This is a genomic window from Bacillus sp. 105MF, from assembly GCF_000374885.1.
In the GTDB taxonomy this organism is placed as follows: domain Bacteria; phylum Bacillota; class Bacilli; order Bacillales; family Bacillaceae_G; genus Bacillus_A; species Bacillus_A pseudomycoides.
The window spans coordinates 200,508-213,625 of record NZ_KB895570.1; the positions used below are offsets into that span (position 1 = coordinate 200,508).

Here is a 13,118-nt window from a genome sequence, read left to right on the forward strand (position 1 = left end):
TCATCCTTTATTCAAGATTGGTAAGCATGAGGGAGAGCCCCTTTACTCCCCTATAAATTAATAGAATGTATGGTTAAAAATAAAAAATAAAGCTAATGTTTGTTTCTTTATCAATACTCTAGTTATGAGTTTGAAAAAATAGCGTTTTTGGTAAAATAAAAACTCTTATTTGTTGTTTTCAAACCATGTTTGAAACGTTTGTAAAGACTGTTCGCCTAATATACGATTCATTTCCTTTCCATCTTTGTAAGAAATAATTGTAGGTGTTCCTTTTATTTGAAACATATCCCAACCTTGTTTATATTCTTCTAGATTCAAAACTTGCATATCAATATTCATATTTTTTGTCATAGGAACTACAATTGGTGAAATCCTTTGGCAATGCGGACAGGTCGTTTTGTAGAAATAAACTATTTTTGTTTTGTGATTTGATAGATCTTGTTGCAATTGTTCGGGGGTAATTTGATTTTTATAATAATTTACCTCCTCAGTACTTATGGTTTTTTCACTTTTTGTTCCTTTATTGGTTAGAACAAAAATAAGTGTAAATATTGATAAAATAGTAATAATGAAAAAAAGAATTTTTTTCATATACAGTTTCTCTCCTTGCTTATTTTCATAAGAATAAAGCCACAAATAATAATAAGAAGAAAGGCTATTAGAGCGAGAAATGGGATTGTAATAAATCCGAACCAATCTAAATAATCCCCTGTGCAAGGTATTCTCCCACATGATGTTCCGTTTTCAGATAAAAATGGGATTTTTTGAAGGGAATAGTGATAGGCAGCTATACATGCGCCAATGATAGCGAGAGTCAAACTATAAATCCCAATTCTATAATCTTTTCGTATAATAGCTGTTCCTAGTAAAAGAACTAGTGGATACATGAGAATACGTTGATACCAGCATAATGTACAGGGCTCATATTTCATTATTTCAGACAGATACAAACTCCCGAGGGTTGCAATAAAGGAAACCGACCAGCTACTAAACAATATGTATTCTAGTTTTTTTTCTGTATTGTTCATGACTTCACCCTTCCTTTTTTAGAGATGGAAATAATGAAATAAATCCTCTAAGAAAATAGAAGATAAAAAATAAATTTTAAAAATAGTTAGCTCAAGAGTTATTATAAATTATGTTTTTGTTTTGTATATTGAGAAAATTTTGATTTTATAAAATCTTATAGAAGAATAAAGTAAATAAGGTGAGATGAATTGAAAGTGGGCGTATGCTTTTTGGGGAATGCCTATGCCTATCAAGCAAATGTTTTATAGTACTCTCAAAACGGAAATTTCTTCTCTACAGTCATTTATAAGAATTCAGCTTGTCTTGTTATTTAAGTAACGGCTAATAATCAGTGGGGTATGAAGAAATCCCCACTGATTAAAGCTTTACTTTATTTTTACCGATCTAAGAATGAGCAAATGGTTATGTAAATAAAATAAAACTTGATATAATAACTATGAAATCGTTCTCAAATATGGAGGAAATATATGAAAAAAATAGGAGTAGGGATTGTAGGATTTGGATTTTCAAGTACAACATTTCACATCCCTTTATTACAAACGATTGATGAATATGATATTCGCGCTATTGTATCTTCGAAAGAAGAAGTAGTAAAGCAGGCATTACCAACTGTGCAAGTTGTTAACACAATTGAAGAATTGGTAGAACGAGAAGATATTGATCTTGTTGTTATTACGTCACCAAATACAACGCATTTTCCATTTGTAAAAGAAGCTATTGTACATGGAAAACATGTAGTTGTAGAAAAGCCATTTGTTGTTTCAGTTGAAGAGGGTGAAGAACTTATTAGATTGGCGAAAGAGCATAATGTCTTTGTTAGTGTTTATCATAATCGCCGCTTTGATAATGATTTTTTAACAATAAAGAAATTAATTGAGGAAAAACAAATTGGAAATGTGTATACATATGAAGCTCATTTTGATCGCTTCCGTCCTCATGTACGTGATCGCTGGCGTGAAAATAACTTACCAGGATCGGGGATTTTATACGATCTAGGATCGCATTTAATTGACCAGGCATTACATTTATTCGGAAAACCAGATGCTGTTAGTGCGGATATAGTAAAGCAACGACCTGGGGCAGAAACGGATGATTATTTCCATATTGTACTTTACTATGGAATCAAGCGTGTCATTTTACATAGTAGTAGTTATGTGAAACATGCAGGCCCTCATTTTAATGTTCATGGGGATAAAGGCTCAATTGTTAAATATGGTATGGATTCACAAGAAGACCAATTAAAAGCTGGTATGAAGCCAGGTGATATAGGATATGGAGAAGATAGTGAAAGTAATTTTGCTGTTTTAGAAACAGAAGAAGAAGTGAAGCATATTTCAACAGAAGTGGGATGCTATGAAATGTATTATAAAGGAATTCGAGATAGTATAGTAAATGGTATGCAACCTCCTGTAACAGCTGAAGAGGGTTTACAGGTGATTCAACTTATTCAATTGGCAATTGAAAGTAGTGCAACAGGTAGAGTTATCTCACTATAAGTTAAAAAGACACGATTTCGTGTCTTTTTTTTGGATTTTAGGATTGGAATATATGTGTTTGTTGTGGGATATAATTTTTCTCTTCGAATGAAATATAAACAATTCAAATTACTAATCTAATTTTCCCGAGTGACATTTTCAGGGTTGGAAAGCCCATAAAAAAACATCGTAATGATATCTTTTATATGTTTTTCACGATCGTCCTCCAAGAGTTGTACACCGTAATCTTCGCCGAACTTACTAAACATTTGAATGTATAGTAATATCATTTCTTTTGAAAGATTGGGATTAATTTCATTTTGGCGTTGTGCATTTTCTAATATCTCTAAAAACCAAGGCAGGACTGTTTCATTTTGGTAACGATATATAAATTCGCGAAGCTCTGGATCTTTTTGGATTACTTGCAACAGCATGTCAGGGTGAAATAAACTACCACTTTCCATTTTACGTCGCATCATCTTATGAAACATCTCTTGAAATGTCATATTTTCAGCTGCTATCTCTTGATAGAATTGAAACTCAGTCGTCGCAAATTCGTGAATAAGCTCTCGGAAAAGCGCATCTTTACTACCAAAATGATTATAAATGGTAACTTGAGATACTTTTGCTTTTTTTGCGATGTCCTCTATTTTTACTTCATTAAATCCACGCTCTGAAAATAATGATAACGCAGCGTCTTTAATGGCGCGTTTTTTCTTTTCTTTTACTTTTTCAAAACCGTTCAATACAATCACCTCATTTAAAATATACAAGAAAATAGAGATGAAAACAATATTTTTGAAATATGAACATAAAAATATTTCAAAAAGTTGTTGCCAATTTAAATAGAGAGGAGTACAATAATTTTGAAATATAAAATACGAAATATTTCAAAAAATGAGGTGGAATAATGATTTCAGTCCAAAATGTCACAAAAAAATTTTCAAATGGAAAAGGATTATTTGATATTACTTTTCAAGTAAAAGAAGGTGAAGTTTTCGGTTACCTAGGGCCAAATGGTGCAGGGAAATCAACAACGATTCGTAATTTAATGGGATTTATAAAGCCAACTGCTGGTCATGCAGAAATTTTCGGTCTAGACTGCTGGAACGAAGCTGCAAAAATTCAAAGGGAAGTTGGTTATTTACCAGGGGAAATTTCCTTTATAGAAGGAATGAATGGATTAGAATTTTTAAAACTTATGCAAGGTATGCGCGGATTGAAAGATGTAAAGAGACGTAATGAGCTTATTGAAAGATTACAATTTGATGTGAAAACACCAATTCGGAAAATGTCTAAAGGGATGAAACAAAAAGTAGGAATTGTAGCTGCATTTATGCATGATCCAGAAGTGTTAATTTTGGATGAACCAACGTCAGGATTAGATCCACTCATGCAGCAAACTTTTATTGATTTAATACTAGAGGAAAAACAAAAAGGAAAGACAATCCTTATGTCATCCCATATTTTCACAGAAATTGAGCGGACATGTGACCGGGTAGCTATTATTAAGGATGGTCGCCTTGTAACGGTGGAAAATATTCATGATTTACAAGGCATGAGAAGACAGGTAATGGATGTAACGGTTTCATCTCAAGTGGAAATGCGTTCTTTACAAAAGGAAAATTTACACTTTGAAGCGGTGAAGGGGAATACAGTGTCCATTATTGTACAGGGGAATTATCAGGAAGTATTACAAACGCTTGCTAGGTATAATGTGAAAGCACTTCAAACGAGGGCGATGGATTTAGAACATTTATTTATGCATTATTATGATGCGAAGGAGGGTGTGAAACATGAATAAACAGCTGTTTTTAGCTAGCTTTAAAGAAAATCAAAAAAGCATATGGAGTTATTCAATTGGTGCGGCTCTTTATTTGTGGTTATTAATTTGGATATTTCCATCGCTCGTATCTGCGAAAGGATTAAATGAAATGATAGATGCTATGCCAGATAGTGTGAAAAAGATTGTTGGCATGGAAAATTCGATTCAAAATGTAAGTGATTTTTTAGCAGGTGAATACTATGGCATGTTGTTTCTAATTATATTGACAATTTTTAGTGTAACGGTTGCTACACATGTAATGGCTTGTTATGTAGATAAAGGGGCGATGGCTTATTTGTTGGCAACACCGGTATCTAGAGTGAAAATTGCAATAACACAAGGGGTAGTTCTTATTCTAGGATTGCTGATTATTATACTTGCGACGTATGGAGCTGGTGTATTAGGAGCAGAGTGGCTCTTGAAAGATAACAATTTAAATCAAGAAGTATTCTTCAAAATGAATTTAGTTGGGGGGCTGTTATTTTTCGTAGTCAGTGCCTATTCATTTTTATTCTCTTGTATATGTAACGATGAAAGAAAAGCTCTTAGTCTTTCTGCCAGTGTTACAATTTTGTTTTATTTACTAGATATGGTAGGGAAATTAAGTGATAAGCTAGAATGGATGAGAAATATATCATTATTTACGTTGTTCCGTCCAAAAGAAATTGTGGCAGGGACATATAACATATGGCCGGTAAGTATTGGATTAATTTTTGGTGCGATTTGTATCTTTGTAGTAGCGATTGTATTGTTCAAAAAGAGAGATTTACCGCTATAGATAAATAGAGTTGAAAAGATAGTTAGTTCCTTTATGAACTAACTATCTTTTTTTATTTCTGGAAAATTATAAAAAAAGTGAACCTTTTTCCCCACTAAACCATCTAATAAGTGTAAAGTTTTATTGGAAGATATAAAGTGAAACTTTAATTAGTAGGGGGGGTCTTCATCCCCAATTGATTATTAGCCGCCCCACCTAACTTCTTTGCTTTCGCTGGATTTTGAGGTGGTGGGTCTTACTGCCCCGCAAATAGCGGGATAAAACGGGAGGATAGACAGTGAAAGTAATACCTGTATATAAAATAATGGTAAAAGAAGAGAGTAATGTTTCTTTAGCTAAAAACGGTGATCATGAAGCATTTGTCTCTTTAATACATACACATAAAGTTCAGCTCTATCGTATAGCCAAAGCAATGCTATATGATGAGAATGACGTAGAAGATGCGATACAAACAACAATTCTAAAGGCTTATGAAAATATAAAAAAGCTTAAAAATGAAGAGTTTTTCCAAACATGGTGCATTCGAATACTGATGAATCAGTGTAATGAAATGATACGATCACGAAAAAAGGTAATTGCGATAGAAGGAAATAATGATTATATGATAGCATTTGATTCTTATGAAGATATAGATCTTCATAATGCAATTCAGTCTTTAAATGAAGAATTAAAAGCTGTAACAGTACTCTACTATTATGAAGATATGAATCAAGAAAATATTGCGGCATTATTAGAAATACCAAAAGGAACTGTTAAATCAAGGTTGTCACGGGCAAGAGAACAACTGCAGAAGCAATTACGAATGGAATAGGAGGTGTATGTGTTGGATAAGGATGAATTATTTGATGAAAAACTGAAAAAGCGAATAGACCGAGAGAAAACAATGTTACCGGAGCAGTTGAATCGGAAAATTAATGATACATTACATAATCTCCCGGTTAAGAAGAAGTCTTATAGAGTTCAAGCTATGGCTGTTAGTGTGGCAATAATGGCATTGTCAATTGTTTCTATGTTTGAATTTTCTGTGCAAAGTTTTGCGCAAAAAGGTGGAGTATTTGAATATGTAACGAAAAAGGCATTTTCAGATTATGAAAATGAGGAAGAAACAAAATCTAATGTAAATTATCCTGAAAAAGAAAAAATTCACAAAAAAATGCTGGATTCAATCGATCATTTTAAAAATGTTAAGGGGCAATTTGAAGAGTACTCTAGTTCATCTCGCTTAATTACTACTTATAAGTACGCAATTGATACAAGGAATCAGAGAGGGATTTCTTCTAAAGAGGATCGTCAGTCAAAAAAAATGACAGTTTTATATAACCAAGGGAAAAAACAAGAATTTAATGATAAAGATTATACACATAAAGAAGTGAGATGGAAGTCAGAACCTAAAAATATAGAGTTATTAAAACTAACACCTACTGAAAGAGCATTTAATAAAGTGGGGGAGAAAAAGCGGTATGATGATGAATATGTCGGACTAGCAAAATATAGTATTCAATCGGAGTTTGCAAATTTGTTAATTCGATATAAAGATTGGAATTTTAAAGAAACAAAGTATCTTGGATTAGACTGTTATAAAATAGAGGGCGTTATAAACATAGAGATGCCTTTAAGTACATCTGAAGACTTACGAGGAAAATTCGAAATGATTGTAGAAAAAAATACGGGGATTATGTTGAATTTTCTTAGTTTTCATAATGGAATGATCCAGTATTCTATTACTACGGAAAAGATACAAATAAACAAAGGGATTGATGAGAACGTATTTCAAAAAGATGTTTCTTCATACGAAAAAATTGAAAAATGTATTGAATAAATAATGATCTTGTTATTTTGATAGTTTTTAATTCGTATAGAATAATAAATATCGGGGGAACTAATATGGAGAAGAATTTACCTTCACGTGAAAAAAAGAATAAGAAAAAATATAAAAAAGGAAAAGTGATAGGGATATTTGTAGGGGTGTTGTTAGCTGTTGGAATAGGATATGGTGCGTATCTGTATAATAAAACTTCAAATGCGGTACAAAAAGCTTCTCTCAGTCTAGCACGTGGTGAGAAATCTGATTTGCGTGAGGAAGTTGTAAAGCCAATAACAAATAATGTTTCTCTTTTAATTATGGGCATTGATGAAAATCAAGAGCGTCAAAAAGAATATAATGGTGCATTTCATACAGATGCATTATTACTAGCTACTTTTAATAAGGATGATAAGACAGTCAAGTTAATAAGCATACCACGTGATACATATACATATGTTCCAATCGAAAAGAAAAAGGATAAAATAACACATGCATATGGTAGGGGCTTTGTAAAGAACGGAAAGGATGGAGGACCGCAAGCGTCTGTTGAAGCGGTAGAAAAATTATTACATGTACCAGTTGATTATTTTGTGAAATTCAATTTTAATTCATTTATAAAAATTGTTGATGATTTGGGTGGTATTGAAATAGATGTTCCAATTGAGTTTTCTGAACAAAATAGTAAAGATGAACCGGAGGCTATTCATTTAAAAAAAGGAATGCAAACATTAACTGGTGAACAAGCACTTGCTCTTGCAAGAACACGTCATATCGATAGTGATGCTATGAGAGGACAGCGTCAGCAGCTTGTCATTGAAGCGATCTTAACAAAATTAAAAAGTGCAGGATCTGTTACGAAAATAGGAAAGATGATTGATGCTGTAGATGGTGAGTTTAAGACAAACTTAACTTTGGCTGATATGCTGTCGTTTTATAAATATGGATTAAATGCTTCAATTGAGAAAATTCAATTAGCTGGAGATGATTTGTATTTACCGAATGGGCCGAAAGGTGAACGAGTCTATTATTATAATCCAGATACAAAGAGTTTGAGAGAACTTAGTAATATACTTCGAATACATCTTGGATTAAGTGAACAGCAAATTAAAAAAGAAGATGGGGAGAGTTAAAGTATATGAAAAACATAATATAAAATATTTTTTAGTAAAGCAGATCATTATAAATATCTGCTTTTTTGTTTGAATGATACAGTGAAGGTTTTTACCTCGATCTTTCGCTTGGTCAACAATTAACAATAATAGCTATTTTGTTAGTTACTTTAAAAGGGGAAGCTGCTGTAACTGGCGAGGGCTTTATGCATTGGCATCAACTTTATCAGCGATGCATGTTATTCCGTTAGAAGGATTAGCTCGTCTATTAGGGGGGGATCGTTTTATCCCGCATTAACGGGCAGTAAGACCCACACCTCAAAATTTGGCAAAAGCAAAGAAGTTAGGTGGGGGATGAACTGCCCGTAAAAGCCCGATTGGTTCAACTAATAATCAGTGGGGATGAAGAAAACCCCCACTGATTAAAGTTTCACTTTATGTCAGAAACGCGCGCTATCGTAAATTTAATTGGTAATGGTATTGCAACTGTAGTTGTTGCGAAAAGCGAAAATGAATTTAATGAGGGGAAAGATAAACAGATGCTAATAGGTATGCAAAAAGAAAAAATAGCCGGATAAAAAGGTCAGTAAAGCTGACTTTTTTTATTTTGTTAAGAAAGGATTTACTAGAATTATACATTATTTATTAACAATAATTCAGAAGAGTTTTCTTTACAATTGGAATAAATAGAAGAAAAATCAAATGCATATAGTAATACAAGAAAATTCTATATCAACGTAATAGAATGTTTATGAATATTACTGTAATAAAATAATTTTTACAAAATTTTTAATAATAATACTTTACAAAAAACAAAAAATTAGTAGAATAATAGTTAATAGGAATCTTTTGATAAGAATATAAAGAAAAACAGAATTATCAGAAATTTCTTAATCTAGAAACGTACAGGAAATTAGGGAGGGTACAAAAAATGAAAAAGAAAAAGATGAAGAAATTAACAGCAGTCGTAGCACCAGTTTTAGCAATGAGTATGGCATTAACTGCATGTTCTACAGGTGGGGACAAAAAAACAAGTACGAATTCAAGCGGAAGTGATAGCAAATCGGATGTTAAATTAGCAGCAAAGCAAGTGCTGAATCGTACAGAAACAAACGAAATTCCAACAATGGATACTTCGAAATCAACAGATACTCTTGGATCACAAATTTTAGGGAATACGATGGAAGGGTTATATCGCCTTGATAAAGATAATAAGCCAATCCCAGCTGCAGCTGAATCAAGTACGAAAAGTGAGGATGGCAAAAAATATACATTTAAACTTCGTAAAGACGCAAAATGGTCAAACGGTGACCCAGTAACAGCAAAAGATTTCGTGTTTGCATGGCAACGTTTGTTAGATCCAAAGACAGCTGCAGAGTACTCATTTATTGCTTATTATATTAAAAATGCAGAAGCAATTAACAAAGGAAAAGCGGAAGTGTCTACACTAGGTGCAAAAGCGATAGATGATTACACACTCGAAGTTGAACTAGAAAGCGCAGTTCCATACTTCTTAAACTTAACGGCATTCCCATCGTACTATCCACTAAATGAAAAGTTTGTAAAAGAAAAAGGGGATAAATTCGGTTTAGAATCGGACACTGTAGTTTATAATGGACCGTTTGTTCTAACTGATTGGAAGCATGAAGAAGGCTGGAAGCTGAAGAAAAATGATAATTACTGGGACAAAAAGAGTGTAAAGTTAGACGAAGTTAACTATAGTGTTGTAAAGGATATGGCAACTCGTGTAAATCTATATGATAGTGGCCAAATTGACTTTACTTTATTAAGTGGGGAGTTTGTTGATAAATATAGAAATAAAAAAGATGAGTTTGGAACATATTCGGAACCAAGTACGTTCTACTTACGTTTAAATGAAAAACGTGGAGGCCAAGATACACCACTAAAGAGCAAAAAATTACGTGAAGCAATTGCGTTATCAATTAATAAAAAGGATTTAGCGAATGTAATTTTAAATGATGGCTCTAAACCTGCTGATTACTTAGTACCAAAAGGATTAGCGAATGGACCTGATGGTAAGGATTTCCAAGAAGCGTTTAAAAATGGTCTGAAAAATGACCCTAAAAAAGCAGCGGCAGCTTGGGAAGAAGCGAAGAAAGAGCTTGGTAAAGATCAAGTAACACTTGAGTTCTTGAACTATGATACAAGTAATGCGAAAAAAGTTGGAGAATATGTAAAAGACCAAATTGAGAAAAACTTAAAAGGTGTAACCGTTAATATTAAAATGCAGCCGTTTAAACAAAAATTAAAATTAGAATCTGAACAAGATTATGATTTCTCATATGCTGGCTGGAATCCAGACTATGCGGACCCAATGACATATTTAGATATGTTTGAATCAACAAATTCTCAAAACCAAATGAGCTATTCAAATCCAAAATATGATGAAATCATCAAAAAAGGAAAGACAGAGTTAATGGCGGATGCGAAGAAACGTTGGGAAGAGTTAGGAAAGGCAGAAAAACTGTTGCTTGAAGAAGATGTAGCGCTTGTACCATTATTCCAAAGTGCTAAATCGTATGTAATGAAACCAAATGTAAAAGGTGTCGTAAAACATAACATCAGTCCAGAATACAGCTTCAAGTGGGCTTACGTAACAGAAGAAAATAGTAAGTAATAGACAGATAGAAAAGCATTTCTAAAGGTAGGGTATCTACTTTTAGAGGTGCTTTTTTTCTATGTAATGAATCTTGTTTAAAGAGACTTCAGATATTAGAAGGGATGTTTGATGCAAAGTTTATATATGAATAATTTTTATATTAATTTAAATAAATGATAGGAAGGGTATTGCTGTCATATAGTGAATGGAGAGATTTTGTAAAGTAGTGTGACTAAAATATACCATCATTATAGTAGAAAATATTTTCGAGATTTAAAAAAATAACTTTACAAAACATAAAAAAATAGTAGAATATTAACTAATAAGAATCTTCTGATAATACAAATATATCAGAAATCTATCGAGGGTATCATCGTACATATAATTAGGGAGGGTACACAATGAAAAAGAAAAAGTTGAAGAAGTTAACAGCGGTTGTGGCACCAGTTTTAGCAATGAGTATGGCATTATCGGCATGCTCGGGATCAGGTGGGGATAAGAAGACAAGTACAACGTCTAATAGTGGTGAAGAGAAAAAATCTGATATTAAATATGCAGCAAAACAAGTATTAAATCGTACAGAAAATCAGGAAATTCCAACAATGGATACTTCAAAATCAACAGATACACTTGGTTCGCAAATTTTAGGGAACACGATGGAAGGGCTATATCGCCTTGATAAAGATAATAAACCAATCCCAGCTGCAGCTGAATCTAGCACGAAAAGTGAGGATGGTAAAAAATATACATTTAAGCTTCGTAAAGATGCAAAATGGTCAAATGGTGATCCAGTAACAGCGAAAGATTTCGTGTTTGCATGGCAGCGCTTACTTGATAAAAACACAGCTTCTGAATATGCGTTTATTGCTTACTATATTAAAAATGCAGAAGCAATTAATAAAGGAGAAGCAGACCTATCTACATTAGGTGCTAAAGCGGTTGATGATTATACCCTTGAAGTGGAATTAGAAAAACCAGTTCCATACTTCTTAAATTTAACAGCATTCCCATCGTATTACCCGTTAAATGAAAAGTTTGTGAAAGAAAAAGGAAATAAATTCGGTTTAGAGGCGGATACCGTTTTATATAATGGACCATTCGTAATGTCTGAATGGAAGCATGAGCAAGGTTGGAAGTTGAAGAAAAACGATAATTATTGGGATAAAAAGAGTGTGAAACTAGAGGAAATTAACTATAGTGTTGTAAAAGACGTAGCTACAAAAGTGAACTTATATGATACTGACGCAATTGACTTTACATTATTATCAGGAGAGTTTGTTGATAAATATAAACCGAAGAAAGATGAATATGGTGAGTATGCAGAATCAAGCACTTTCTTCTTACGTTTGAATGAAAAACGTGGTGGCCAAGATACGCCGCTGAAAAATAAAAAGTTACGTGAAGCAATTGCATTGTCAATTGATAAAAAAGGTTTAGCAAATGTTATCTTAAACAACGGTTCTAAAGCAACGGATCAATTAGTACCAAAAGGACTAGCAACTGGTCCAGACGGTAAAGATTTCACAGAAACATTTAAAAATGGTTTAAAGCAAGATACGAAAAAAGCAGCTGCAGCATGGGAAGAAGCGAAAAAAGAACTTGGTAAAGACCAAGTGGCAATTGAATTGTTAAGTTATGATGATGGAACAGCGAAAAAAGTTGCTGATTATGTAAAAGACCAAATTGAGAAAAATTTAAAAGGTGTAACAATTAATACGAAAATCCAGCCGTTTAAACAAAAGTTAAAACTAGAGACAGCGCAAGACTATGAAATCTCTTACGCAGGTTGGAGCCCAGACTATGCAGATCCAATGACATTTATCGATATGTTTGAAACAAAGAGCCCTTATAACCAAATGAGCTACTCAAATCCAAAATATGATGAAATGGTTAAAAAAGCAGGAAATGAATTAATGTCTGATCCGAAGAAACGTTGGGAAGAGTTAGGAAAAGCAGAAAAATTATTGCTTGAAGAAGATGTAGCGATGGTGCCACTATATCAAACAGGTAGAGCATATGTAATGAAACCAAATGTAAAAGGAATTGTAAAACATAATATCAGCCCAGAGTACAGCTTCAAGTGGGCGTATGTAGAGGAAAAAGGCGGAAAATAATATGAAATTAGAAAAGAGCCTCCGGAAGTAGGTCAACTACTTTTGGAGGTGCTTTTTCATGGAAAGAATCTTGTTCATAATTTGTTTTATTGCTAAAAGGATAAAAATTTAAATTGATTCAGAATGGCAGTGAGGAATTAAAGGGAATTCTTAAATGTATATTATTTATCCCTCTATTAAAGGGCAATAAGACTCCTACCTCAAAAGTTAGTGAAAGCAAAGAAATTAGGTGGGGGATCAACTATCTCTAAAAGCCCGATTAGTGAGGTCTAATAATCAGTGGGGGATGAAAAACCCACACTGATTAAAGTTTCACTTTATAGAGAGAAAGGAGGTTATATATAATTCGAAAAAATAGAGATGA

11 protein-coding genes and 2 pseudogenes are annotated in these 13,118 nt (G+C 33.0%); 10 read left to right on the plus strand and 3 right to left on the minus strand.

Annotated features, from left to right (window positions below; genetic code table 11):
• Positions 1–165: 165 nt before the first annotated feature.
• Both C564_RS0110830 and C564_RS0110835 read right to left on the minus strand, forming a co-directional pair.
• On the minus strand, positions 166–591 hold the full coding sequence (locus C564_RS0110830) for a thioredoxin family protein (protein WP_018765342.1): 426 nt from the start codon (positions 589–591) through the stop codon (positions 166–168).
• A complete protein-coding gene (locus tag C564_RS0110835; protein WP_018765343.1) occupies positions 588–1,028 on the minus strand; it encodes a disulfide oxidoreductase in 441 nt (146 codons plus the stop codon). Before C564_RS0110835 ends, C564_RS0110830 begins: the two co-directional genes overlap by 4 nt.
• Positions 1,029–1,496: 468 nt before the next feature.
• Here C564_RS0110835 and C564_RS0110840 point away from each other — a divergent pair, with 468 nt between their 5' ends.
• Positions 1,497–2,525, plus strand: a complete 1,029-nt coding sequence (locus C564_RS0110840; RefSeq protein ID WP_018765344.1) for an oxidoreductase — start codon at positions 1,497–1,499, stop codon at positions 2,523–2,525.
• Positions 2,526–2,641: 116 nt separating this feature from the next.
• Here C564_RS0110840 and C564_RS0110845 read toward each other — a convergent pair whose 3' ends face one another.
• Positions 2,642–3,277 (minus strand): TetR/AcrR family transcriptional regulator, encoded by a 636-nt coding sequence (locus C564_RS0110845; protein ID WP_080547229.1) that lies wholly within the window; start codon positions 3,275–3,277, stop codon positions 2,642–2,644.
• A gap of 137 nt (positions 3,278–3,414) precedes the next feature.
• Here C564_RS0110845 and C564_RS0110850 point away from each other — a divergent pair, with 137 nt between their 5' ends.
• The 9 genes and pseudogenes from C564_RS0110850 to C564_RS0110885 all read left to right on the plus strand — a co-directional run bounded on the left by C564_RS0110850 (position 3,415) and on the right by C564_RS0110885 (position 12,754).
• Positions 3,415–4,308, plus strand: a complete 894-nt coding sequence (locus C564_RS0110850; protein ID WP_018765346.1) for an ABC transporter ATP-binding protein — start codon at positions 3,415–3,417, stop codon at positions 4,306–4,308.
• Positions 4,301–5,107: an ABC transporter permease subunit gene (locus C564_RS0110855; RefSeq protein ID WP_018765347.1), complete on the plus strand. Its 807-nt coding sequence runs from the start codon at positions 4,301–4,303 to the stop codon at positions 5,105–5,107. Before C564_RS0110850 ends, C564_RS0110855 begins: the two co-directional genes overlap by 8 nt.
• Before the next feature lie 277 nt (positions 5,108–5,384).
• Positions 5,385–5,918: an RNA polymerase sigma factor gene (locus tag C564_RS0110860; protein WP_018765348.1), complete on the plus strand. Its 534-nt coding sequence runs from the start codon at positions 5,385–5,387 to the stop codon at positions 5,916–5,918.
• A gap of 12 nt (positions 5,919–5,930) precedes the next feature.
• A pseudogene (locus C564_RS0110865) lies at positions 5,931–6,930 on the plus strand (anti-sigma factor).
• Between the two features lie 61 nt (positions 6,931–6,991).
• Positions 6,992–8,041, plus strand: coding sequence for an LCP family protein (locus tag C564_RS0110870; protein WP_018765350.1), 1,050 nt, complete (start codon positions 6,992–6,994; stop codon positions 8,039–8,041).
• Between the two features lie 89 nt (positions 8,042–8,130).
• Positions 8,131–8,309 (plus strand): annotated as a pseudogene (locus C564_RS37375) (cation:dicarboxylate symporter family transporter); the annotation flags it as partial.
• Between the two features lie 148 nt (positions 8,310–8,457).
• Positions 8,458–8,598, plus strand: a complete 141-nt coding sequence (locus C564_RS34650; protein ID WP_006095580.1) for a hypothetical protein — start codon at positions 8,458–8,460, stop codon at positions 8,596–8,598.
• Between the two features lie 353 nt (positions 8,599–8,951).
• Positions 8,952–10,658: a peptide ABC transporter substrate-binding protein gene (locus C564_RS0110880; RefSeq protein WP_018765351.1), complete on the plus strand. Its 1,707-nt coding sequence runs from the start codon at positions 8,952–8,954 to the stop codon at positions 10,656–10,658.
• A 383-nt stretch (positions 10,659–11,041) separates the two neighbouring features.
• Positions 11,042–12,754 carry a peptide ABC transporter substrate-binding protein gene (locus tag C564_RS0110885; RefSeq protein WP_018765352.1) on the plus strand — a complete coding sequence of 571 codons (1,713 nt, stop codon included), beginning with the start codon at positions 11,042–11,044 and terminating at the stop codon, positions 12,752–12,754.
• Positions 12,755–13,118: the final 364 nt, after the last annotated feature.